This is a genomic window from Mucilaginibacter sediminis (assembly GCF_051903035.1).
GTDB lineage: Bacteria > Bacteroidota > Bacteroidia > Sphingobacteriales > Sphingobacteriaceae > Mucilaginibacter.
This window is the reverse complement of the sequence record NZ_CP170602.1, coordinates 2,165,202-2,191,699: the sequence shown is the minus strand read 5'-3', so window position 1 is coordinate 2,191,699 and position 26,498 is coordinate 2,165,202. Positions and strand designations below refer to the sequence as shown.

15 protein-coding genes are annotated in these 26,498 nt (G+C 43.6%); 4 read left to right on the top strand and 11 right to left on the bottom strand.

What is annotated here, in order from left to right:
• Nucleotides 1-9: 9 nt before the first annotated feature.
• Nucleotides 10-3,108 (bottom strand): SusC/RagA family TonB-linked outer membrane protein, encoded by a 3,099-nt coding sequence (locus tag ACFGVS_RS08605; RefSeq protein ID WP_439698297.1) that lies wholly within the window; start codon nucleotides 3,106-3,108, stop codon nucleotides 10-12.
• A 516-nt stretch (nucleotides 3,109-3,624) separates the two neighbouring features.
• Here ACFGVS_RS08605 and ACFGVS_RS08600 point away from each other — a divergent pair.
• The 4 genes from ACFGVS_RS08600 to ACFGVS_RS08585 all read left to right on the top strand — a co-directional run bounded on the left by ACFGVS_RS08600 (nucleotide 3,625) and on the right by ACFGVS_RS08585 (nucleotide 12,352).
• Complete coding sequence (locus ACFGVS_RS08600) at nucleotides 3,625-5,772, top strand: DUF5703 domain-containing protein (RefSeq protein WP_439698296.1); 2,148 nt, start codon at nucleotides 3,625-3,627, stop codon at nucleotides 5,770-5,772.
• Nucleotides 5,773-6,158: 386 nt separating this feature from the next.
• Complete coding sequence (locus ACFGVS_RS08595) at nucleotides 6,159-8,708, top strand: galactose oxidase (protein WP_439698295.1); 2,550 nt, start codon at nucleotides 6,159-6,161, stop codon at nucleotides 8,706-8,708.
• Between the two features lie 104 nt (nucleotides 8,709-8,812).
• Complete coding sequence (locus ACFGVS_RS08590) at nucleotides 8,813-11,059, top strand: GH92 family glycosyl hydrolase (RefSeq protein ID WP_439698294.1); 2,247 nt, start codon at nucleotides 8,813-8,815, stop codon at nucleotides 11,057-11,059.
• Between the two features lie 36 nt (nucleotides 11,060-11,095).
• Nucleotides 11,096-12,352 carry a glycoside hydrolase family 71/99-like protein gene (locus tag ACFGVS_RS08585; protein ID WP_439698293.1) on the top strand — a complete coding sequence of 419 codons (1,257 nt, stop codon included), beginning with the start codon at nucleotides 11,096-11,098 and terminating at the stop codon, nucleotides 12,350-12,352.
• Between the two features lie 187 nt (nucleotides 12,353-12,539).
• On the opposite strand, the gene ACFGVS_RS08580 is transcribed toward ACFGVS_RS08585, so the two are convergent.
• From ACFGVS_RS08580 to ACFGVS_RS08535, 10 genes are all read right to left on the bottom strand, one after another.
• Nucleotides 12,540-13,811: a glycoside hydrolase family 71/99-like protein gene (locus ACFGVS_RS08580; RefSeq protein WP_439698292.1), complete on the bottom strand. Its 1,272-nt coding sequence runs from the start codon at nucleotides 13,809-13,811 to the stop codon at nucleotides 12,540-12,542.
• Nucleotides 13,812-13,838: 27 nt separating this feature from the next.
• On the bottom strand, nucleotides 13,839-14,843 hold the full coding sequence (locus ACFGVS_RS08575; protein ID WP_439698291.1) for a family 43 glycosylhydrolase: 1,005 nt from the start codon (nucleotides 14,841-14,843) through the stop codon (nucleotides 13,839-13,841).
• A 5-nt stretch (nucleotides 14,844-14,848) separates the two neighbouring features.
• On the bottom strand, nucleotides 14,849-15,826 hold the full coding sequence (locus ACFGVS_RS08570; protein ID WP_439698290.1) for a family 43 glycosylhydrolase: 978 nt from the start codon (nucleotides 15,824-15,826) through the stop codon (nucleotides 14,849-14,851).
• Between the two features lie 87 nt (nucleotides 15,827-15,913).
• Nucleotides 15,914-17,062 (bottom strand): hypothetical protein, encoded by a 1,149-nt coding sequence (locus ACFGVS_RS08565; protein ID WP_439698289.1) that lies wholly within the window; start codon nucleotides 17,060-17,062, stop codon nucleotides 15,914-15,916.
• Between the two features lie 24 nt (nucleotides 17,063-17,086).
• Nucleotides 17,087-17,791 carry a DUF3823 domain-containing protein gene (locus ACFGVS_RS08560; protein ID WP_274212834.1) on the bottom strand — a complete coding sequence of 235 codons (705 nt, stop codon included), beginning with the start codon at nucleotides 17,789-17,791 and terminating at the stop codon, nucleotides 17,087-17,089.
• An 18-nt stretch (nucleotides 17,792-17,809) separates the two neighbouring features.
• Nucleotides 17,810-19,627 (bottom strand): RagB/SusD family nutrient uptake outer membrane protein, encoded by a 1,818-nt coding sequence (locus tag ACFGVS_RS08555; RefSeq protein WP_274212835.1) that lies wholly within the window; start codon nucleotides 19,625-19,627, stop codon nucleotides 17,810-17,812.
• A 61-nt stretch (nucleotides 19,628-19,688) separates the two neighbouring features.
• Complete coding sequence (locus tag ACFGVS_RS08550; RefSeq protein WP_274212836.1) at nucleotides 19,689-22,826, bottom strand: SusC/RagA family TonB-linked outer membrane protein; 3,138 nt, start codon at nucleotides 22,824-22,826, stop codon at nucleotides 19,689-19,691.
• A gap of 748 nt (nucleotides 22,827-23,574) precedes the next feature.
• Nucleotides 23,575-24,369 carry an alpha/beta hydrolase gene (locus tag ACFGVS_RS08545; protein ID WP_439698288.1) on the bottom strand — a complete coding sequence of 265 codons (795 nt, stop codon included), beginning with the start codon at nucleotides 24,367-24,369 and terminating at the stop codon, nucleotides 23,575-23,577.
• A 95-nt stretch (nucleotides 24,370-24,464) separates the two neighbouring features.
• On the bottom strand, nucleotides 24,465-25,325 hold the full coding sequence (locus ACFGVS_RS08540) for a helix-turn-helix domain-containing protein (RefSeq protein WP_274212838.1): 861 nt from the start codon (nucleotides 25,323-25,325) through the stop codon (nucleotides 24,465-24,467).
• Between the two features lie 127 nt (nucleotides 25,326-25,452).
• Complete coding sequence (locus tag ACFGVS_RS08535) at nucleotides 25,453-26,166, bottom strand: alpha/beta hydrolase (protein ID WP_439698287.1); 714 nt, start codon at nucleotides 26,164-26,166, stop codon at nucleotides 25,453-25,455.
• Nucleotides 26,167-26,498 lie beyond the last annotated feature (332 nt).

Genomic DNA, 26,498 nt, shown 5'->3' with positions numbered 1-26,498 from the left:
GTAAATCATTTAAAATGTAACATTTACCCCAAGATTGATGACCCGTTGCTGCGGATAGATCCTGCCGTTATTAACGGTACCGGTAGCACTTTCAGGATCGAACGAAGGGCCAAAGCTGTCAATGGAGAACAGGTTATTTCCGCTTACGAATACCCTTGCCGCCTTTACTTTTATCCGGGCTAACAAGTCTTTAGAAAAGCTATAGCCAAGCTCTACGTTTTTAAGGCGCAGAAAAGCATCATTACGAAGCCAAAAAGTTGAGGGATAAGCGTTTGAACCAAAAGTGCGGCTTGTTGGACCATTAAATGTGCGGGGGTAGGTATCATCCCCTTCTTTTTGCCAACGACCTGTGAAAAATTCTTCGGCCATATTCAATCCGCTTGGTAACAAAATAGCTTTTGATTTGGCCTGTCCCTGGAAAAATATAGTAAGATCGAAGTTTTTATACCGTCCGCCAAGGGTGAGGCCGTAAAGGATCTGCGGCGTGTTTGAAAGTGTACTTCTTACCTTGTCTAGGTCATTTATCGCACCGTCTCCGTTTACATCTTTATACCTGATGTCGCCAACACCTGTACCCGTTGGGTGGGGGGAGGCATTTAGTTCAGTGGTATTTTGAAAAATGCCGTCGGCCTGATATAGCAACCATGAATCAATGGGATAGCCTGTTACGCGCTGGTAAGCCGGTACATTTGCCGGTTCGGCACCGTATATCACCTTATTAACCGCATAGGTCATATTGCCGTTAACATTGAAAGAGAAATCTTCGTTTAGTTTTTTATTGTAGCCAAGGTCAAGCTCCATACCCTTGTTATTTACTTTACCCAGGTTTACATCGGGTAAAGTAAGCCCTGTATAATCGGGTACTGCCGCGCTTGGCGCAACCAGTATATTATTCCTTGACGACTGAAAAACATCTACGCTGATGGATAGCGCGTGAAATAACTTCGCATCAATGCCAAGGTTGGTGGTTGTGGCCACTTCCCAGGTGATATTGGTATTTGGTGTTGGGCCTAACGAGAAACCAGGCACCTGGGTAGCGTTGGGGCCGAAATAATAACCTGCCCCCAGGTATTGTGATATCTGACCTGCCTGAAGCCCATAGGTTTGAATATACTGGAAGGCGTTAACCGCATCATTACCGGTTTTGCCCCATGATCCTCTCAGTTTCAGGTCATCAATTACAGACGAATGAAAGAAGCTTTCCTGCGATATGCGCCAGGCGGCTGATAAGGACGGGAAGAAACCAAAGCGTTTGCCTGCCGGAAAGTTAGGAGACCCGTCATAACGCATATTGTAATCCAGCAGGTATCTGTCATCATAATTATAAGATAACCGGCTAATGAAGTTTTGACGGGCAAATTGTGTAGTTATAGAATTGTTGGTTTGACCTACGGTGCTGCCCGCAAATAATTCGGTTACATTATTACTTAAAAACCCGGTACGGTAGGCATCCAGCTCGGTATACGTTTGTTGTTGCTGCTCGTAGGCTACAAATGCTTCTATACCATGTTTTTTAAATTTGTGCTCGTAGCCCAGTTTAATGTTAGCCAGCCTGCTTACAGTTTGACTATTGGTAATGGATAAATTAGGAGGAACGGTTGAAGTAAACTCATCATAATTGCCTGTTGTTTTATTATAACTATAAGCAGGAGGGGGCAGCGCGTTGAACCCTTTATACTGGTTTGAGTTTACATCGTATGCAAAATAGCCGTCAAGGTGCAGGCCTGGCGTTACCTTTGGCAATGCCCAGCTGAACGATGTTTTCGTTTGCAAAAAGTTATAATTGTTATGGGTATAGCCCAGGTCGCCGTTCAATATATATACCATACTGGTGGCAGGGCCGCCACCAATACCTACGCCGACTTTACCATTTGGATATACTGGAATCAGGTAAGGATACGCATTCCACAACTGGCTGAATATGGCATTGGCGTCGTATCCTGGCGCTTCGCCGTTTTTGTATTCAGCGCGGTACATCACGTCCACACCAATCTTGAAATTATCGGTAGCCGAGATGTCGATATTAGCGCGGCCATTGTCATTTTTGTAATAATCGGTGCCGCTATTATATATACTGTTCTGGAACAAGTGCTGGCCCGAGATGTAATACTTTACCTTATCCGAACCGCCTCTTAATGTTAACACGTTGTTGGTTTGGGTCGCCCAGTTTCTCATTACTGCGTTCCACCAATTGGTGTTCGGGTGACCAAGCGGGTCGGTGCCATCTTTGTACTTTTGAATATCATCAGCAGTGTATTCGTGCTGCTGGCCAACCAGGTCGTCATATTCATTAGCCGATTGCGCAAACTCCCAGGAGTTTAACATTTTGGGGACCCGGGTAGGCTGCGTCATGGAAAAATTGGACGTAAATGATAAGGTGGTTTTTCCTGCTGTGCCTCTTTTCGTAGTAATCAATATAACACCGTTTGCCGCTCTGGCGCCGTAAATAGCCCCGGCAGCGTCCTTTAAAACGGTGAAGGATTCGATATCGGCAGGATCTAAGCGGTTAAAACCACGATCGGGGATACCATCGATCACAACCAGTGGGCTGGTATTACCCAGGGTACCTTTTCCTCTCACCAGGATACTGGCATCATCAGCGCCGGGTTCGCCGCTCCGGGTATTAACAATTAATCCCGGTACAGCGCCTGCAAGCGTATTGGATACGTTAGCAACGGGCGACTTCTCCAGTTCTGTCCCTTTAATGGTGCTTACAGCTCCCGTGAGGTTTGCTTTTTTCCTGGTACCATAACCAATCACCACTACTTCACCAAGGTTTCCCGAGGTTTTGTCTGGTGCCATGGCTACATCTCCATTCCATTCTTTGGTAACTGCGACTGTTTTTTTTAAATAACCGATAAAGGAGAACGAGAGCTTTGCATTGGTTTCGGGAACGCTGATCTTGTAAAATCCGTTCACATCGGTACTTGTGCCTTCAGCAGTTCCGTCAAGCAAAATACTTACTCCGGGAAGGGCCTGGCCGTGTTCGTCGGTTACATGGCCCGATACACTTCTCTTTTGTTGGGCAAAACAATGCTGGTAACAAAGCAGCAAAATAAGGCACAATAAATACATGCCCAGTTTTTTAGGTGGTACTTTTTTTTTCATAATAATTGATTTGGTTTTGAATAATTGGTTATTCTGTTCTGTTCTATTCTTTAATAAAGATAAGGAGTTTTTTGACACCTCCAAATGTTTTTTATTTTTTTATAACCTTAAATACGTTTTTGCTGTTAACCTCTTTTAGGTTTGTAATTATTTCCTGCGGCAATAAAAAACTATGAAGGGGTTCGAAAATTGAACATTAATTTTCTTGTGGATATCAACGATCATCGGAGAAAATGGAAACTATAAGACAGCCCAATAGATGCGATCCGTATGGCATACAATATTTAAGCAACCGGCTAACGGTAACCTTTATTGTTAATGCTTTTTTAATGATTTATTAAGTTATGCAGCTTTATTTGTATTTACATTTAATGAGCTCTTTCCGTGTTAGGAGAAAATTGGAGAGTATCGGTTTTTATTTTTAACCTAAATAATCCCGGTAATTGTATACATCCTGCGCAAAACTGGTTATGCAAGCTAAATTGTTTCCTCAATTGATCATCTGCCAAATAAAAAATGAAAAAGAACACCTTATTGATTATCACAATCTTGTTTTTGATAATAGTTTCTCCTGTTTTTGCCAAACCAGGAGCTGTGGTTGATACTTTGCTTGATAAATATAACGTGAGCTGGAATTCCCCGGGCCCGGGTTCGGCACAATCGATGCCTTTGGGAAATGGGGATATTGGACTTAACGTTTGGGTTGAGAAAAACGGCGACCTGGTTTTCTACATCAGTAAAACGGATGCATGGGGAGGCGAACCGGATACCCAAAAAGATGAGTGGATGAAACAGGGGGGCGTGCTGATGAAGCTGGGGGCCATCAGGGTTTCTATAAACCCTGATCCATTAGCTAATAGTCCGGTTTTTAAACAGGTGCTTAAATTAAAAACAGGCGAAATCCTGATACAGGAAGGCGAGGGCACATCTCTTGTAATCTTGCGGGTTTGGGTTGATGCCAATAACCCGGTAATAAGGGTGGAGACTAAAAGTGCTAAGCCTGCAACTATCAATGTAAAACTCGAAAACTGGCGCGCGGGTTTAACGGATACCGTCTTAAATGGTCAAAGGAAACGTATAGCCTGGTATCATCACAACTCGTCGGCGGTTGACCCTCATTTGGCCAACCTTACGTTTGGGGCCATTATTAAAGGGAAAGGGTTGGAGAATATGGATAACCTAACCTTGCAGTCGCGTAAAAAGGTTAACTCGCAACTAATCTCTATTTATCCCCTAACATCGGTTTCGGCCAGTGGAGACCGGTGGCTGTCGGGTCTCGAAAGGAAAGTAAACCAGATTGAAAAGCTAAAACTTGAACAAACACGACTAACTCATCAGCAATGGTGGCAGCAATTTTGGCAGCGTAGCTGGGTATTTGTACATGGCGATGAACAGGCAAGTAATGTTACCCAGGGTTATGTTTTGCAACGCTTTGTTACCGCATGCGCGGGTAGGGGGGCTTATCCTATAAAATTTAATGGATCTATTTTCGTGGCAGATAACCCGGCTAAAAATGAGAATGCCGATTTTCGTGCCTGGGGCGGCCAGTATTGGTTTCAAAACACCAGGGCCATGTACTGGCCAAGGCTTATGGCCGGCGATTTTGATATGATGCAGCCTTTGTTCAGGATGTACGCCAGTATTTTGCCGGCTAATGCCGCGCAGGTTCAGCAATATTACCATCATGGTGGGGCTTATTTTGCAGAAACCGCACCTTTTTGGGGCGGCTTGAATTTTATGGGACCTGATGTTAAAGCCAATTATACCAATCATTACTTTACGCCCATATTGGAATTAAGCATGATGATGCTTGATTACTATGAATATACAGGTGATACCGCATTTGTTAAGAAAACCTTATTACCAGTTGCCACTGCCGGGCTACAATTTTTTGATCAGCATTTTGGCCGCGATAGTACGGGGAAATTGTTGCTTGATCCGGATAACGCAATAGAAATGTTTTGGAAGGTGCACAATCCGGCACCTGATATTGCCGGCCTGCAAGCTGTACTTAGCCGTATGATAAAATTACCTGGCGGTATGGTAGATGAAAAGACTCTTTCGCAATGGGAAAAACTCTATGACGAGCTGCCGCCACTGCCAATATCAAATAATAACAACAAAAAGGTATTGCTGCCTTACACGGGGCCTCAAACGGCAAAATCATTTAACAGTGAAAATCCAGAATTATATGCAATATACCCGTTTCGTATTTATGGCTTAGGAAAGCCGGATCTGGATGTAGCTGTAAATACGTTTAATGCACGCAAACAGCGCTCAAAAGGTTGCTGGGTGCAAGATCCTATACAGGCAGCCATGTTAGGCCAGGCCGATGTGGCCAAAGAATATGTGAGTTTTGCCCTTACACGTAAAGACCCAACCCTTAAGTTTCCGGCATTTTGGGATAAGGGTAATGATTATACGCCTGATGAAGATAACGGAGGTAACGGCGAAAACGGATTGCAGCAAATGTTAATGCTGGTTAACGGCAAAAAGATAATGCTTTTACCTGCCTGGCCTGCCGGCTGGGATGCCGATTTTAAACTAAATGCACCATATAACACAACTGTAGAGGGGAGGGTTGAAAATGGAAAGCTGATTAACTTGAAAGTTAGCCCTGAAAGCCGAATGGCCGATGTAACTGATCTGACTAAACAAGAATAAAAAAAGGAAAAAATTTATTGTAAGCCTAATTTTAGTTTTATGCCTAACCACACAGGTAAGCTGCAATTAAAGTAACCTGCATAGCTGCAAATATATAAGCCCGGTTTTAAACATTATCCTTATAGCCGGGCAAATTCCACGCCTAATGTCGAAAAATAGATGTTAAATTAGTATTGTTATTTGTTAAATTTATGCCAGTTATCTGGCTCAAATTTCAATGACATTATAGCCTTATATAAAGTTATATTCCTTGAATCTGTATGGTTTTTATTGTAATTTAGCCGGTACATCACATGTAACCTAATAATACTGCATGTTTTTATAACCTGAATTATAAACTATACGCCGGGTACATAAGTTTTAATGCTTAATGTGTACTTACCAACATGAGATTTTTTTTATCGGGAGCTATAACGGTTATTCTATTAAATATCCTATTTGTATTGCCAGTTAATGCGCAATCGTATGGGCTTGGGTTTTATAGCCACGAAGTGGTGCAGGATAAGCGTACTACTTTAGATTTAAGCCTGAATAATGTCTCCCCAAAAGAAAACCTGGAAATTTCATTCGACTTGTCTTTCATGCCCAATCATGAAATATATTTTGGTTATATATTGAGGATTGTTGACGATAATAAACAAAACATCGATTTAGTTTATGATAACCAGGCTAACACCCGGCATTTTAAGATCATCATTGGCGACCGGCTTTCAAAAATCTCTTTTAATATTGACGATAAGATGCTGTTTGAGCGTTGGAACAAATTGCGCTTACTGATTGATTATAAGAATGATAGGATCGCTATATTCTCCGGGCGGGAATCATTTTCTGAGTCGGGTGTTCACCTGAAGCAAAGTCGAAATTACAAACTACTTTTTGGTGCCAATGCTTACCGCCAATATCAAACAACCGATCTTCCGCCGTTAAAATTAAGGGATGTTAATGTAACACAAAGTGGTACGCTGTTGGCCAACTGGCCACTTAACGAATGGGAGGGTTGTGTTGCCAATGAAAGCGTGAACCAAAACAATGGAACAATAACAAACCCCTTATGGATAAAAGCCCGCCATCGTAATTGGCAAATAGAAAAAGAGTTTACGGTGCCTGGCGATGCCAGCGTTGCTTTTGATGGGGCTAATGAAGTTGTTAACATAATCTCGCAAGATTCATTAGTTACATTTTCGGTGAATAAAACGCCGCAGTTAAAAAGTACGGCTTACAATTCGGGCAGGCAATTGCTGGTGCCCGGCGATCAGGCGCTGTTTGGTAATGACAAACTATATTATTTGTATATCGATCAGATGGCCGTTGCTACCTATGATTTTAAAACCGGACGGTGGAACAAAGGTTTCAAAAGCCTTGCAACCAATAATGGGCATCTGAATAAGTTTTACAATAAAAAGGATAGTTGCATTTATACCATTGGCGGCTATGGTCAGCTGATATATAAGGATAGCGTGAAATGTTACAACGTAGTTACCAATAGCTGGCAAAAAGTAGCAGTGAAAGGCGATACCTTTACCCCCCGATACCTGGCGGGCCTGGGCGTCAATAAAACCGGCGATACCGCTTATGTAATAGGCGGGTACGGTAGTGCTTCGGGGCAGCAGATAGTGAACCCGCGCAATTTGTACGATATGATGCGGTTTTCGGTTAAGGACAAATCCTTTAAAAAGCTGTTTACTATCGATGTTAAAGGTGAAGATTTTGTATTTGCAAACTCTTTGGTCATCAACGAAAAAAGCAGGTCGTACTATGGGCTCATTTTTCCCCAGCACAAATTTAATTCAAGCATTCAGCTTATCCAGGGATCCTTGGATAAGGCAAGCTATCATTTGGTAGGTGATACTATCCCTTTTCTTTTTCATGATATTCACTCTTATGCCGATTTGGGTTATTTTCCGCACAGCGGTAAGTTTTTGGCTATAACGCTTTTCAGGGAAAACGATCGGACAAGAATCAAGATATATTCTCTGTTAAGCCCACCCGAGCCGTTGGCAGATAAAGTGGTTGAGATTAGCCACGTCAATTATTTCTTATGGATAGGCGGCGTATGCGCTGCTGGTTTAGTGTTAACTTTGGCTACTGTCATTGTCCGTCGGCGTAAAAAAGGAATCGTCCCGGTACCGTCTAAGACAGTTAACGATTTGCCTGTAGTTGCTCGCCACACCGAACCGGAGTTCGTAGAAGAAGATGATCACACGCGAACCAGCAACAGTAATGCCATATTTTTATTTGGCGATCTTCAGCTTTTTACCCCTGATGGGAACGAGATAACTAAATATTTTACACCTTTATTAAAAGAGTTGTTCCTTGTGATATTACTGTACTCGGTAAAACTGGATAGGGGGGTAAGCTCCGAAAAGTTGAACGAGATACTTTGGTTTGATAAATCAGAAAAAAGCGCACGTAACAACCGTTCGGTAAATATTGCAAAACTTAAATCGCTGCTGGATAAAATGGGGCATTGCCATTTATCAAAGGATACCGGTTATTGGAAGATAGAGATTGATTATACCAATATATTGGTTGATTATCACAATTACCTGAATATCGTGTGCAACAAAACCAGGTTGAACAAGCAAAGAATAATCCAGCTTACTCATATCACCCAAAGAGGTAATTTTTTATCGAACATTGAATATGAGTGGCTTGATGCTTTTAAATCGGAAGTGTCTAACGAAATCATCGACTCATACATTCAATTTGCAAACAGTGTTCAAATTGCCGACGACCCCGAGTTTTTAATCAAACTGGCCAATGATATTTTCTACTTCGACCCTGTAAACGAGGAAGCCATGATATTGAAATGTAAAGCTCTTGCACATATTGGTAAACATTCGCTGGCAAAAAACACTTTTGAGAGTTTTAATAAAGAGTATAAAGTGATTTATGGCGAAGCTTTTGACCGCGATTTCAATTCAATTTTGGAATAAATCTGTTACAAAAGCTATTTTCTTGCCCCATTAATCAATTATTAATAGTTCATTAAGTTTTATGGGCAATTTTGACACTGTAAACCAAATATAAATTTTCTGAGATGGTTAATCATTTTTCCCGATTGTTAAAGTCGGTTCCGTTATTTGCGTTATTGAGCGTTGCACACCCTGGTACAAGTTATGCGCAAAGCGCCGATGGTAATTTAGAATACATTGACCCACGCATTGGCAATGTGGGCCAACTTTTGGAGCCCACCCGGCCTACCATGCACCTGCCCAACCAAATGATTAGGATGTACCCTAAACGGGCTGATTATATTGACGACCAGGTATCGAGCTTTCCGCTCAATATGGTTTCGCACAGGCTGGGCGAGATTTTTGCCATAAAGCCCGATGATAAACCGCTCACCGCCGACTCATGGAACGAGCAAATGCCTTATGATCATGATCTGGAAATAACGCGGCCGTGGTATTATTCAACTTACCTTATTGATAAGGAGATTACCGTGCTGTTTACCCCAGGAAAAAAAGTAGGTATATACAGGTTCTCCTTTCCTGCTAAAACTGCAGCTAAAAGCATCCTTTTTAACGTATATAACGAAGGGGGGGCCAGTTGGAATTTTGCCGGCGACAATGAAGTAACCGGCACAGAAACCTATCATGATGATATTAAAGTATATGTTTATGGGCAGTTTAGTGCAAAAGGAACGGCCGGGGTAATTAAGGATGGTGTTTTAACCAAACAAACATCAATAGAAGGTAAGGATGCCCGGTCATTTATTACATTTTCAGGTGATGCTCCGGATAATATTGAATTTAAATACGCTATATCTTACGTAAGCGCACAGCAGGCAAGGCAGAATTTTAAAGATGAATTTACCGGGGTTGACTTTGCGACTTTAATGGCAGCTGCTAAAAATGCGTGGGCAAAAGTAGTGAACCAGGTACAGGTTGAAGGGGGGACAGTAGCCCAGCGCCGGTCGTTTTATACTGCCCTGTACCGCAGTAATGAGCGCATGGTTGATATTAATGAGGATGGGCATTATTACAGCGGCTACGATAAAAAAGTGCACGACAGCAACCGGCCTTTTTATGTAGATGATTGGGTATGGGATACTTATTTGGCACTACACCCGCTCAGATCGATCCTGAACCCTGCCATGGAATCGGACATGCTGAACTCCTATGTGAACATGTACCGGCAAAGTGGCTGGATGCCTACCTTCCCGGTTTTATTTGGCGATAACCCCTGTATGAATGGTTTCCACTCTACAGTGATGTTCCTGGACGATTATCGCAAAGGGATCCGTGGATTTGATGTGGAAAAAGCATATGAAGGTATCCTGAAAAATGCAACCCAGGCCACCATGCTGCCCTGGGAGAACGGCCCCAAATGCGAGCTGGATGATTTCTATTATAACAAAGGCTATTTCCCCGCCCTGCAAAAAGGCGAAAAAGAAACAGTAAGCCTTGTGCATTCATTCGAGAAAAGACAAGCTGTTGCGGTTACATTGGGTGGCAGCTATGACGATTGGGCGGTTGGTGAGTTGGCTACGGAGCTGAAGAAGACAAATGATCAATCAATATTTGCAAAGCGGGCATCTAACTATAAAAATCTATGGAACGATGATAAAAAGATGTTTATTCCGAAGGATAAGGACGGCAACTGGATAAATATCGACCCTAAATTTGATGGTGGCCTGGGTGGCCGTGATTTTTATGATGAAAATAACGGCTGGACTTACCTTTGGCAGGTACAACATGATATACCCGGATTGATCGGTTTAATGGGTGGCAAAGCTAATTTTGAGGCGAAGCTGGATCAAACATTTCGCGAAAGCCTTGATCGCAGTAAGTACCAGTTCTGGGCTAAATTTCCGGATGCTACTGGTTTGGTTGGCCAGTATTCAATGGGCAACGAGCCAAGTTTCCATATACCATATCTATATAATTATGTAGGTGCCCCCTGGAAAACACAGAAACGGATCCGTTTCCTGCTTGATGTATGGTATAAGGATAACATTTTCGGTATCCCAGGCGACGAGGATGGTGGCGGAATGTCGGCCTTTGTGGTGTTCTCATCTATGGGCTTTTATCCAATTACACCCGGCAAGCCTATATATACTATTGGAAGCCCTGTTTTTAGTAAGGTTACTATCAGTTTGCCAAACGGAAAGCAGTTTAAATTGATCGCAAATAACTGTTCGGTGATTAATAAGTATATCCAAAGCGCAAGGTTTAACGGCGAAGTTTTAAATAAGCCATGGTTTACTCATGAACAACTAATCTCCGGCGGCACGCTCGAACTGGAAATGGGGCCAAAACCAAATAAAGACTGGGGTATTTGATCTAATCAACAAAACAAAACATTAACCACTATCCTGATGAAAAAACAAGTTTTTAGCATCTTGCTGCTACTGCTATGCACTGTTGCTTATAGCCAAAAACACGGCAAAACATCCGCATTTAAAAGTTATAAAGGGTTGGTAATGGCCGGCTACCAGGGTTGGTTTAATGCCCCGGAAGATGAGGCCAGCCGGTGGTGGAACCATTACTTATCACATGGTAAGTTTGAACCTGGCTTTACCAATATTGATATATGGCCCGATGTGAGCGAATATAAAAAGACCTATAAATCGCCCTTTAAACTGGCCGATGGCAGTAATGCGTACCTCTATAGTTCATACGATGCCTCTTCGGTTGAAACCCATTTTAAATGGATGCAGCAATATGGCGTAGACGGTGTGTTTGTGCAGCGTTTTATTGCCGATGTGCAGCGGGGCAGAGGGCGTAACCATAATGATGTGGTTTTGGGCAGCGCGCTTAAGTTTTCGGAAAAGTATCGTAGGGCAATTTCGGTAATGTACGATCTTTCGGGGATGGGTGCCGGAGGCGATTCGCTGGTAATAAAAGATTGGAAGCATTTGGTTGACAGCATGAAATTAACCAACCGCGGCAATAAGCAAACCTGGCTATACCATAACGGTAAGCCCCTGGTAGCCATTTGGGGTGTAGGCTTTAACGATAATAGGAAATATGGCCTTGCCGAAGCTGAGCGAATCATCGATTTTTTAAAGAATGACCCTGTTTATGGCGGATGTGCCGTACTGCTTGGTGTACCAACTTATTGGCGCGATTTTGGAAGCGATACCGAGAAAGACCAACACCTGCATGATCTGTTGCGTAAGGTGGATATTGTACACCCATGGTTTGTAGGCCGTTTTAACGAGGATGCTTACCCCAAATTTCAGGCCCGGATAGTGGATGATATTGCCTGGTGTAAAGCCAATAAGGTGGACTATGTGCCTACAATTTTCCCGGGCTTCAGCTGGCATAATATGAATCCGCGGGCACCTCAAAACCAGATTCCGCGCAACCGGGGAAGCTTTTACTGGAAACAAATTAACGGTGCTATTAAAAGCGGCGCCGACATGCTGTACGTTGCCATGTTTGATGAGGTTGATGAGGGTACCGCCATCCTCAAAGCATCCAAAAACCCACCTGTAGGGCTCAGCACGTTTGTTAAATATGAGGATGATATCCCCAATGATTATTATTTATACCTTACGGGTTATGCTGCCAAAATGCTTAGGCGGCAGCTGCCTTTACGGGAAAATGTACCACCGCCGGTAAAAAAATAACCGGGGTTTAGTTGATGTTACCAGGTGTTTGGTAACCGGTGTGCCCGGGGTGAGATACGGGCACACTTATTTTTTTGCTTCAATTAGGGTATGCTTTTTCAGGACAGTAAAACTATCTAATGGTTTTCAAAAAAAGGCCGCTGGAACCATTGGTGCCAGCGGCCTTTTTGCATAGATATAACTTTTATTACAACACCGGCTTTGTAGGCCTTGTTGCCGTAAGCGGAGTTATTTTCTTGAACATTTTAGCCCCGTCGCCGGTAAGCCTCAGGTAGTAATCTGCAGAGCAGGCGGTGCCGTCTTCATCAAGTCCCAAAAAGCCGGAGCCTACCGGTATAAATGCCTGGCTTTCGGCAGTTTTAGCTATCTGGTTGCCTTCGTTATATTCATCAAACATCGAGATGTAGATGCCCTGCGCGCCGACCCGGGTCATGTTGTAAAACTGCCGCCACATAAAGTCGCCGTGGGCGCGCTGCCGGCCGGATAGATCGCCGGGCAGTACACAGGGCTGGTAATCAATGCCGTTGGCATTGCAATAGGCCTGGTCGGCTTTATTGATAGTTACAAAAAAGCCGTCAGACTGGTTGGCATTGCCAATTCTGCCGACCATCCAGGGCGAAAGCATATCAAATGCCTTATATGTATTTAAAAAGTCGGGGCGCGAATCGCTGGTTTGCGTAAGCCAGTTTGTAGGTACACCTCCAATAACATAACAACCTTTGCTTTTAAACCATTTAATCACTTCAAGACAGTTTGCCGCGGTAAAATCATGGTTGTTATCGGCAAAGCCAAATCCCCAGATACATACCACCGGCTTGCCATTTTGCTTTGCATAGGCAGGCGACGAAGTATATTGCGACATTTTATTGGTCCAGTCGGTTTTTAGCTCGGTTTGCATGTTTGTCCAGCCGCTTACATCGTACATAATGTAAAACTTAACACCGTTTTTTTCGGCTGCTATTTTGGTTTTGGCTGCCATGGCATCGCGTACAGGGCCTTCCAGTCCGCTTGGGTTAAAACGTTGAAGCGCAGCACCGTCAATACCATAGTCTTTCATCCATTTAAACTGGGTATCGATAGTTTGGTCTGAAAATGAAGAGAATACCGTTGCCGGCTGCCCATTGCCTAAATTGGCAAATTTGGTAGGGAAGGTGCTGGTATAGTCGCGTACGTCGGGCCAGGCTGAAATAGCTTTATTGGTTGTTGATGGCTGCTGTTCCCAGGTTTGTGCCCAGTGCCAGTACCTGTCTATCGGCGATCCGTCGCCTATCGCTGCAAACCAGCCCTGGTAACCTACTACTACCTTGCCAACTACATCGCCAGCCGGCGAGGGGGTGCGGTCGATGGTATCGGTTGGCGTTACCGGCGGGGTTGGGGTATTAGTACTTTTTTTTGAACAACTGGTGTTCGCCGCTATCAGCGTTATCAGTAGCAACGCGTTGAATGATCTTCTTCTCATGTCCCTTGTTTTATTTGTTTATATCTTTTATTTTTTCAAACCGTTAATATCCGTCTGAATCACTTTCCTGATGGTGCCATCGGCATTGTAGTATAATTTATTTACGCAGATAGACCTTAGCCAATCGTTGTGCGATAGCGAACTGTTATGGTAAAAGGCATACCATTGCCCTTTAAATTCAACTATTGAACCATGATCGGTAAAACTGTCGGTAGGGTCAAGGTATACGCCTTTATAGGTCCAGGGGCCAAGCGGGTTATTGCTTGTTGCATAGCGCATGCGATTGAATTTACCGGCCTCGTTAAAATTATCGGCGTATGACAGGTAGTAGATTCCGTTTCTTTTATGTACCCAGCTTGCCTCATGAAAATCGGTAAGGCCCTGCATGGTTTTCATTTCGCCATCAAGCTCTATCATATTATCCTTCAGCTTGCCGCCCTTGCAGATGTTGCCGCCGCCATAGTATAAATAGGCCTGCCCATTATCGTCAACAAACACACAGGGATCTATCAATGATTCGAGCCCATGGATGTATCCCTGCGATTTAAAGTCCTTTGCCGGGCTTTTGCTGGTTGCTACGCCTATTTTCCAGGTGGTATTCCATTCGGTACCGCTGGGGTGCGTGAAGTACAGGTAGTAGGTGCCGTTTTTATAAGCACAATCGGGCGCCCACATGAAACCGCCTTCGGGGCGGCCCCAATCAACGTCGCTTGCCTGTAATACCTGTCCTTCATCCCGCCAGTGTACCATATCATCGGTGGAGTATACATGATATTTATCCATCAAATCGCAGCCACGCGGTGGATCGATGTCATGAGAAGGGTATATATACAACCGGCCATCAGCCCAAACATGTGCCGAAGGATCGGCAGTGTATATATCGGTAATAAAAGGGTTTTTAAAACCATCGCCCTTTGGGTCTTCAATAACCACTGTTGCGGTTTCGCTGGTAGTGTTGCTTTTTTTTGAGCAACTGCTTATTGCCACCGCCAGGGTAATTAAAAGTATCGCATGAACTATCTTCCTATTCATATTATTTACTTTTTGATAGGTCCGGTTGGTATTACTTTTTTAATAGTACCATCAGCGTTATAGTAAAGCTTATCTACACAGATAGACCGTAACCAATCCTGGTGGGAGAGCGAACTGTTATGGTAAAACGCGTACCACTGCCCCTTAAACTGAACAATGGAACCATGGTTAGTATAACTATCTGTAGGGTCCATATAAACACCTTTCGAAACCCAGGGGCCTAATGGACTGTTGCTGGTGGCATAACGCATCTGGTTGTGTTTGCCGTTCACATCATGATTGTCTGAATAGGATAGGTAGTATATGCCATTGCGTTTATGTACCCAGCTGGCTTCATGAAAATCTTCCAGGCCTTCCATTTTCTGCATTTCGCCATCAATTTCAACCATATTGCTTTTTAGCTTGCCACCTTTGCAGGTGCCGCCACCTCCATAATAAAAGTATGCCTGTCCATCATCGTCAATAAATACACATGGATCAATCATCGATTCCAGCCCTTTAATATATCCCTGCGATTTAAACCCACTTGCCGGACTTTTGCTGGTAGCTACGCCAATTTTCCAGGTGCTGTTCCAGGCGGTGCCGCTTGGATGCGGGAAGTAGAAATAGTAAGTGCCATTTTTGTAGGCGCAATCGGGCGCCCACATAAAGCCTCCTTCGGGGCGGCCCCACTCAACCTGACTGGCGTTTAGTATCTCGCCATGATCTTTCCAATGTACCATGTCGTCGGTTGAGTAAACGTGGTACCTGTCCATCAAATCGCAGCCGCGCGGCGGGGCTACATCATGTGATGGATACACGTAAAGGCGGCCATCTTTCCAAACATGGGCAGATGGGTCGGCTGTATAAATATCAGTAACAAAAGGGGTTCCAACAGGTGCGGTATCGGCAGGTTTGTCCTGGGCAATACACAGGGAAGTAGATAATGTACCCAAACTTATGGCCAATACAGCCGATATTTTTAATAAATTATGTTTTATCATCAGGATGGTGTTTCTTTTTTAAAAGGCAGAGAGATCGCTCTCTCCGCCTTTTTGATGTTTAAAAATTAATGGATGGTTAGGGGATAATTATTTTGATATAAACTTCAGGTCATCTATACCGGTAATCAGGTCGGCATGATCTTTACCGCTGGTAAAAAAGAAGATACGGAAGTGATTGATGGCCGTATAATCGGCTCCTCCATCACCTGTTTTAATGGCTTTATCAAAATCCAGCGTTACCAGGTTCCACCCGTTTTTAAGCGACGGTATAAGGGGGGCTACATCCCAGGCCGACTCATTAAAATCAGACTTTCCTGAACTTGTGATCTCGATAGAGCCATCAGCTTTAAGCAGCGATACATCAGATACATACCACCAAAATTGGAACCTGCCGGTACTCGCGGTAAAGGTTGTATTAATTGGTGCAGCCACATCTTTAATATACTGCATAAAATCGCCGCCGTTGGCAATTGTATTTTTGATATAACCCGCACCCTCTTTTTGGCCGGTAGTTGTAATATTTACATCGCCTACAGTTTGCCAGCCGTCTTTTGAGTCGCAGGCGTCAAATACAACCGGTGGCGGTGGCGGCAGCGCAGCAACCCTGATATCATCGATACCAAAATTTTGGTCGGTAGCTGCTTTGGCCGCGGTCCAAAAGAATATCTTTATAAAGTTCATCGCCGTTAAATCCGGGCCGCCATCTCCGGATACGTATCCGTCGGTGAATTTCAACTCTAAGTGGTTCCAGCCATTTGTTAATGTTGGGATAATTTTATCCATTCCCCAGCCAATGCGCTTCTTATCCGGATCGGCGGCGCTGCTAAATTGTATCTGGCCATCTACTTTAAGCAAAGAAACATCCTGAACATAAAACCAGAGTTTTAGTTCGCCGGTACTTAAGCTTACTTTTGTGTTAACAGGGGCGGGCAGGGTTTTAATAAACTGCATAAAGTCTTGTCCCGTTTTAATTGTTGCCTGGATATAGCCGGTACCTTCTTTTTTGCCGGTTGTTGCTAAAACAGGATCTCCGCCTGCTACCTGCCAGCCGTCGGTTTTATCGCAATTGTCTATTACCACGGACGTATCGATAACCGGAGGTGTTGTAGTATCAACAGGGGGAGGCGGTTTAAGACCTGATGTATCCCGCGAAACATATTTTTCTTTTTGGCAGCCCACAATTATAAGGCCTGCTATGAGGATGGCGCATACCATCGTTGTTTTAATGAATTTCATTTCCTTTTTTGGTTTAAGGTTAAATTATTTAGGAACGTCTATCTGCACTATTTCCGAAAAATTTGAGCTGTTGAAACTATCGCTTAGACGCACCCCGGCACGTACAAAAAATGTGCGGCCAGGAATGAGATTGGGCACAGTTAAGGTGATAGATTTTTGGGCATCAGTCAGGTCAATAAATTCTTTATTGATGGTTACAGCATTTAAATCCGAGAAATCTCTGATAGAAGCTCCTGTACCTACCAGCCTTGTTGTATTTACATAAGGCTGCACATCCTTAATGGTTGGCAACCCTGCAATAACGGGTGCGGTAATATCAAATTTTATGGTTAAGGTTGTGCCGGTTAAACTGGTGGTAAAGTTTTTAATGACGATGTACGGAGTAACAACAAAATCGTGTTTAGTGCCTTTATCAATATTCACCGTCAGGGTATCATAAACTGGCCAAAAGGCGCCCCCGGTTGGTACAACCTTATATGCGCTTTTAAAAAGTTTGGTGTCCTGAAATGTACCGTCAAACTTACTTGGGATAGTTTGTGGGGTGGTCCAGCCAATTTGCTGAAGCTTTATTGTAGTGCTACCGCCCGACGTGGGCAAATTACCGCCTTCGGAGGAAACTATATTGCCCTGGAATGAAGCGGTTGGACCATCGTAATTGTCTGTTTTTGTACACGCAGAACTTGCCAGAATAGTTACGCCCACCAAAATTCTGCTAATCAGTTTTTTCATATCTTAAATTTTAAATTCTTAATAATTTGGATTGTTAGGGAGCAGGTTAGGGTTCTTTCCGATTTCGCCTCCCGGAATTCCTTCATAATAAAATTGCTTCTGGAAAGAATATTCGCGGTTAAACAACTCGGGTTCTGCTAAGAAGATGAATTTATTTTCATTCAATACGTAATATGGCATCAAGCCTTTAAAATGCGCACGGTCAAGCACCACATCGGCGGTTCGCCATCTTTTTAAATCCCAATAGTATTGGTTTTCAAAGGCAAGTTCCATGCGCCTTTCGTTACGGACTTTATTCAAATCGATAGAAGCGTAAGGGCTTGCACCGGCCCGGCTCCTGATCAGGTTAACCGAGGTTAATGCATCGCCCGTGTTGCCCAATTCCATAGCTGCTTCTGCCCGGTTTAACAAAATCTCGCCATAACGAAGGTCAATCCAGGGCTGTTCGCTCCTGTTAAGGTCAACTGCCGACTGGGGTTTGTTATAGTCAACATATTTGCGCACATAAAAGCCTGTACGTGTTAGTTCGTCGCCACCTGTCCATGGGCCGGTAAAGCCAATTACCTGTTTGCCCTGGTACAATGTTTTTGTGTCGCCTGCAAGTATGTATGAGCGGGAATTGGCCGGTTTTGCAACCTCGGCGGCAGCTGTGCCGCTAAAAGCCGGATAAATGCCCCTTTGCATATCAAACATGAGCCCCCTTAAGGTTGCCCCGGGGAAATAAACGGTGGCCAGCAATCTTGGTTCAAGCCCCTGCATCAATTGGGCACGGTTATCAAAACGCTTGGGCGTACCATCGCCGTTAGTTACCGGTAACTCTCCCCAAAGCCTTACAAAATCCAACGTTGGGTATGAACGCGAAAGCGCATTGGCTGTCATGTAGCGCGGCGACATGGTAGCATCCCAGCTATGTGCAGTGTGGGTAGCGATAGAATACTGTTTTATAAAAATATTTTCGGGGCTTGTGCTTTTTAAGAACAGATCAACATAGTTTTGTACCTTGTCTGAATTTGCATTGTAAAGGGAGTAATGGCCTTCCAGCAATTTGGCGGCATCATAGGCCGCCTGGAAATAGGCGGTTGCCTTATCTGCAGGGATGCCTACCAGACCTTGCGTACGCGCAGGCCCATCAACAAAGTTTACCGAGCCGTACCTGGCAACACATGCCGCATACAGCATTGCTCTTGATTTTAATGCGGCTGCGGCATACCTGTTGGCCCTGCCTGCATCACTGGTTTCGGGCATCATCTGGTAACCCAAATCAAGTTCGGCCCCTATGAAATCCCATACAGCCTGTTCTTTATCACGATGTACCTGGAGTGTTGACAGCGGGGCGCCCGGATCCTGTGGCACGGTTATAATAGGAATGCCGCCATAACGTTTGGCCAGGCCAAAATAATAGTATGCCCTTAAAAAATGGGCTTCGCCCAAAAGGGCATTTACAGTTGGCTGGCTTAGCTTGGCCACATGTTTAGGCAGTTCGTCTATCAGGATATTTACATTCCTGATATCGCCATATGGCCAGTAACCAAAGCCGCCGCCAATGTCCATCCCTCCAAAAGGGCCAACTTCTTCGCCTGTAACCGAGGCCGAATTGTAAAAGTTTTCCCAATCGTTGCCCCCTGTTTTAAATCCCTGGTCGGGCCGGTATTTAAAGTCTTCAATAGGCAAATTCTGGTATATGGTTGCTAAAAACGACTTAACACCGGCCTCGCTGTCATATATAATATCGGGGGTAAAGATATTGGTTGGCGCAATATTCAGCTTTTGGCAGGAAGTTAGCGAAGCTCCTACGCTGATAGATATTGCTATAATAAATTTATGTATACTTTTCATGTGTCAATAGTTATTCGTTAATAATTCGCTTTTTAAAAGCGCTCATGAGATGCTCAGCAGTTTAAAAGGAAACGTTTGCTCCCAGGTTAAAAGTCCGGTTCATCGGGTAGGTGTAGCCTGCGAAAGCTTTGCTGAAATCACCGTTATCTCTTGGATTGGGCCCCTGGTGCTCAGGATCGTAATTCTTTAACCCGGTAAATGTTAGCAGATTGTAGCTGTTTGCATACACCCTGAGTTTTCTGACGCCTATGCTTTTCAGTATTGCAGGAGATAATGAATAACCAAATTCCAATGTTTTTATGCGCAGGTAACTTGCGTTTTGTATAGCTTTTGTACCCTGTGCGGCAGGCGAACCCATTGCAGGATAATAACCTGGAACCCATTGTGTGTTGGGGTCAAAAACGTTTGCCGAAGGGTCTGCCGTGTGCCAGCTGTCAAGGAAACGTGTTAAAGCGCTTCTGCCATACATCAGCGGCTCTGCAAATTGTTCGCCGTATTGTACGTAAACACCGGCAGCGCCTTGCAACAGCATGTTCATATCAAAACCTTTGTAGCTTAAGCCTACGGTAAAACCATAGTTGTATAGGGGGATATCGGTAGTTGCAATAGGGTGGCTGTCCTTATCATCAATAACGCCGTCACCATTCCAGTCTTTGTAGTAATAGTCGCCGGGAATTGTATTGTTATTGCCACCACCTGTGTTTACGCCATAATTATAAATTTGCTTGTAGGTGGTAAACTGCCCGGCATACTCCGGCCCCCACCAAACATTCTGATACCTGTCTGTTTGGTTCTCTTTCCAGTTTAAATACTCGTTACCCGAATTACTGCGCAGAACTTTCATTTTCTTCAGGCGTGTTGTGCCTATGTTACCGGTAAGGTTTACACCCACCTGGCCAAAGGTGTTCCTGTACGATAAGTTAAAATCTAAACCCTGCACCCGGTCGCTTTCATAATTGATTTGTGGCACAGCGGCACCCACTGTTCCGGGTAATGCAACCGAAGGTGTGGCGGGTAATCCGGTCCTGTCGTTTCTGAAAACTTCAATAGTTCCGTCAACTTTTCCACCAAACAAACCAAAATCAACGGCTATATTCTTTATAGTACTTATTGGCCATGTTAAACCAGGGTTGCCAAGTTTTGGCGCCGACCCATTTACAGCGCTTGCACCAAAAATGTAGTTGTTTACCGGGTAGGTATAACCGTTAACATAATTGAATGCATTGCCCTTCTCGTCGCCAACCCGGCCGTAAGAAGCCCTGAGCTTTAAATTGGAAAGGATGTTTTCTGAAATCAGTTTGCGGAAAAAGTTTTCTTTGGTTAAAACCCAGCCTACTGACGCGCCCGGGAAGAAACCATATTGATCGGCGCCCGGTTTATACAAACTGGTGCCATCCCGGCGAAAGCTGAATTCGGCAAGATACTTTCCTTTAAAATCATAATTGAACCGTCCTATAATACTCCTGTGTGCCTGGTCCTGTAAAGCGTTGGCATCCATACCACCGTACATATTGGAATTTTGAAGGCCGCCAAACAAATATTCTACCGGAATCTCGGTATCCCGGTAAGCATTAAAGTTATCGGCAGTTTCATGGCTTTGCTCATAGGTAGCCATAGCTGTGATGTGGTGGTCATCAAAAAAGGTATGGGCATAATTTAACGTTACCTGGCTTAAGGTATTCAAGTGGGTATAATAAGCGCGGGTTATGCCCGAAGGTGAATTAACCACACTTGGTATATACGTATCATCGGCTGCTTTGTAAGTATATAAAGAGAATGTCTTTTTTATTTGATTGTAATCATTAACCCCATAATCAATATTAAATAAGGCCTTTGCACTTAATCCCTTTATACCTGGAATATCATAGGTTAAGTTTAGCTGGCTGGTAATACTTTTATTCCGGCTTCTTTTTGAACCTACTTTGTCGGCATCGGTTATGATAGAAGGGTTCATGTTATCATCAATTACAGCGGGGTATAAAGGATTATCATTAGCATATATCTGGTGTGTAGGTATTTGGTTCCAGGTGTATTTATAAATAGTCCATTCATCGGTGTAAGGCATGTTTTTTTCATCCATCCAGGCCGATGTTAATACCTGCGCTTTTAGCCCTTTTGTTATATTAGCCGTAACGTTTGAGCGGAAATTATACTTATTATAGTTTAAATCCCCTGTTTTAAAAACGCCATCCTGCCGTTGATAGCCAAAGTTGAAAAAGTAGCTTATTTTGTCGTTTCCGCCATCAATATTCAAATTATGCTGTATTTGGTTGGCTGTTTTCCTGAAAACCATGCCTATCCAGTCGGCCGATTTGTAAGTGCCATCAAGCCATGGTTTTATATCGGCATATGAATATTGCGGAGTTACGTTGGATACAAAATTATTGGCAAAATCGCGTTTAACTTTTTCATTGGTCAGCATCATGTAGTCAACAGCGCCTACACCCTGCGGCATACCTAAAAAGGTTTGGATAGCATTGTTAACAGAATAATTGATGTTGATATTGCCGTTTTTTCCGCCTTTTTTGGTGGTTATTAAAATGGCGCCGCCCGCGGCCCTTATACCGTATATAGATGCAGCAGCGTCTTTTAGCACAGAAACACTTTCAATTTCATTGGGGTCCATCCGGCCTATTGTTGATTGGTCGCCGCCAATAACACCATCAATTACAACCAATGGAGCGCTTGTAAAGCCCCTGATATTTAAGTTATTGGCGAAAGATCCCGGTTCGGCAGTTGTTTGAACAATGCGTACGCCCGGTATTTTACCGCTAAGCATATTTATAACACTCTCGTTTTTGGTTGTAGTAATTTCCTTACTTTGCAGTGTTGATACAGAGCCGGTTATGGTTGCTCTTTTTTGAACACCGTAGCCTACAACTACCACTTCATCAAGGGTTTTGTTAGTTGCAGTTAAAGCGATAATACCACCTTTTATATCTTTTACAACTACTTCTTTGGTAAGGTAACCTATATATGATACCTGTAAAATAACACCGGTATTTGCAATGTTAAGGCTGAATTTTCCGCCAACATCGGTTATGGCGCCTGCAGTAGTGCCTTTGATTTTTACACTTACCCCCGGAAGCGCCGACCCATCGGTTAAATCAATGACCTTTCCGCTGATAGAAGTTTGCTGGGCTAACAAACCAAGCGGGAAAAGGAAGAGGAGTATAAGTAAGTATCTAAGTTTTTTCATATTGTCTCTCTGTTAATGGTTAAGTTTATTTGGTTTTGGTTACCTCGTTAGGGCAATAAATAGCGCGTGCAGCGGCATACTTACGGCGGGTTAGGTGCGTAATGATACATGGTGTTAATTTGGTTGGTTAATAAATCACCTGAACCTTTATGAAGGCTGGCAGGTGCTATAATTGGTTTATTTTACTGACACAAAAGAAGAGGCGATCATTAATAAAAAATAAATAATAGATTAATTTTAGCTGTAAAAGCGCTAAAAAGGTAGGTTTTGAATTATTTTTCGCAATCGATTGCGATTTTATGCGCGACGATGCGCCTAAACTGTAATAAAGGCACCTGGATGGCTTAATATTTTGTAAGCGCCATCCCTAAAGGGGGGCATTGTGGGGGCAACTTAAAAAGAGGCACGATAAAATGCCATTTTCTCAAATTTTGCCATTGCTTAATTCGGTAATGACTTTTTTCCTTCTGACCTTTAAATAGGGGAGATAATGCAGGATATAAATGCAGAAATCCATAAGGCATAAAAAAAGCCTCGCAGAGGTGCGGGGCTTAAGCTTCAGAGAGCGGTGTTTTTTTAACCAATTTATTGAGAAGTTGCGACGAATTGGAAATTTAAGAGAGACTTTTACCATTATTTAAACCGCAGAACTAGTCATCTGCAGTTTTTAAAATTATGTTTATAGCTGTCAGTATATCGAACTTGTAGACTGTCTTAAGCAGTTCACCCATCTTAACACCAGCTTAAGTTATTTTTTCTGAGCGCCTTTTGTTGCGGCTTCTATAATAACTGCCGCCACTTTTTCGGGTTGCGACATGAATATGACATGGCTCCCCTTTATCTCGGTAACTTTGGTATTGGAACGTTTGTACATCGCCTGTTGAATTTCCGGGGCAATGCTTTTATCTTCTGTGGCAATAAGGCCATAAGCAGGTTTGTCTCTCCATGCAGCATGAGTAATGGGCGTTATAAAACCCTTTGCGTAGAAGGCGCCCTGGGAAGCATACATGAAATCTGCTTCTTCTTTACTGATATCAGCACAAAAGCCGGCGTGATATTTATCTTTGTCATAGTATACAATCCCCTTATCATCAGGAGCAAGAACGCCGTTTTCCGGAGCCGGAGCGGCCGTTTGAAGCCATTGCAGGGCAGATTCGCCATTGTCTGGCTGGAAAGCGGCGATATATACAAGGGCAGCTACCTTAGGGTGATTACCCGCCTCTGTAATTACAGCTCCTCCCCATGAATGTCCTACTAAAATTGCAGGGCCATCCTGTTTGTCCAGGGCTGTTTTTGTGGCAGTTACGTCGTCCTCGAGCGAAGTCAGCGGATTTTGTACTACTGTTACATGGTATCCTTTTTTGGTTAGTGCGGTGTACAGGGCTCTATACCCGGAACCATCTGCAAAGGCACCATGTACCAATACTACATTTTTTACTGCTTGTGCAGCTGCTTCAGTTACTGTGCCTGTTACTGTAGCTAACGCAACTGTTAAGGCTACAATGCCGCCTTTTAATGAATTCTTTAATGTTTGCTTTTTCATGATTTTGTCGTTGAGTTTTTTTGTTTGGATCAACGATACAAAGTTGCGGTGAAAAGCGACCGGAGATCATAGGCACAATTCCCGGTTAGTTGTGACTATTTCCCTTCTTTGGAATCTTTTGGCGAATTTCTGAAGTCCGATGGCGATAGGCCGGCATTTTTTTTGAAGAAGTTGGAGAAGTAGGGCACATCTTCAAACCCGAGTTCGAAGGTAATGTGCTTTACCGACCTGTCGGTATAGGATAAAAGCCGCTTAGCCTCTACCGTGATTCTTTCCTGGATGATCTGTGATGGGGTCTTCTGATTGAAAATGGCAAAAAGGTTGGATAAGGTTTTAGGCGACTTGCAAAGCACATCGGCATAAAAACTAACGGAGTGCTCTGTTTTGAAATTAGCTTCGACCAGCAGGTTGAATTTTCTAATGATATGAAACCTTTCGTCCTGCAACTTTTTGACCGGTACATAACCGGATTTTGCCAGCCGGGTCACATAAATGATGAGGCGTTTGAGCAGTACCAGCAGCATTTCATTCTGAATATTGTCTGAGGTTTGAAATTCGTCGATGAAAACATCTGACAGCAATTTTAGCTTTTGTTGTGCAGGATCATTTAACTGAACAAACATATGATCGGTACTGCTGAACAGGAAGCCTACGCAGCTTACTTCGCTGTCATGATCGATGATACAGTAAAATTCCCGGTTAAACTGCCAGGCAACGATGCCTGCAGAATTTTCAAAGCTGAAAGTTTGGTTAAACAAAAGGGTCAGCAGGGAATTGGCCGGGAAATCATATTTGGTGCCGTCAATGGTAACAGTCTGGCGTTCTCCGGGGTTCCAGGCGATGGTAAAATACTTATTGAACCTATCCCTGCTAAAAAACAGGCGGTCAAAACCCGCTTCTTCTTTAAAAAGCAGCAATTCGCCGCCGGTGCTTTCCTCTCTTAGTGTAAGTTTCATGGTTGATCAAACGAACTTCCAAAGTACTAAAGAAGCGTCAAAGCACAAAGTTAAAACTTGCCGTAAATGCACAATCCCCATTTACCGGTCACAGCAAATAGGGATTGTGGGCGAATTGGTATTCTTGTTATTGGGCTGACACTGCCTGAGCAGCTTCAATAATGACACCTGCAACGATTTCGGGCTGCGACATGAAGATAACGTGACTGCCTTTAACTTCGGTTACTTGTGTGTTCGACCGGCTATACATATTTCTTTGTATGTCCGGGTTAATGCTTTTATCTTCAGTAGCGATCAGGCCATAAGCAGGTTTGTGCCTCCAGGCAGCATCGGTGATGGGGCTTACAAAGCCTTTGGCATAAAAAGCACCCTGAGAAGCATACATAAATGCTGCTTCATCCGCGTCGATATCTGCACAAAAGCCTGCATGATATTTATCTTTGTCATAGTATACAATTCCTTTTTCATCAGGAGGAAGCACGCCGTTCTCAGGTGCAGGGGGAGCAGTTTGTAACCATTGCAGGGCAGACTCGCCATTGTCTGGCTGAAATGCCGCGATATAAACCAGGGCGGCAACATTTGGGTGATTGCCAGCTTCGGTGATCACCGCGCCACCCCATGAGTGCCCGGCAAGGATAGCCGGACCGCCAATCCTATCCAGAGCAACGTGTGTTGCCAAAACATCGTCTTCCAATGAGGTTAGCGGGTTTTGTACAACCGATACGTTATACCCTTTTTTAGTTAATTCGTTGTAAAGCGCTTTAAATCCTGAACCATCGGCGAATGCGCCATGTACCAAAACTACATTTTTTACTGTTTGAGATTTTGCTTGAGTTTCCATTTTTTTAAGTTTTTAAGTTTTTTGTTTTTGTTGACGATACAAAGATGCGGTGAATACCTGCCCCGGGCTATTAGTGGAATTCCCGGTTAGTTGTGATTATTTCCCTTTTTTAAATTTTAAGATGCTTCTACCGTGAAATTGTCGAGGATTGAATAAATACAGTCAAGTCTGGGAAGCAGGATAGACGGAATTTTGTATCAACAAAATGATATAAGACCATGAAAAAAACTATTCTGATCACCAGTGCGTCCTCCGGAATTGGGCGGGAAACCGCCAAACGGTTCCAGCAAAAAGATTCGATTATTATCGCTACGACGAGTTCCCCCAAAATG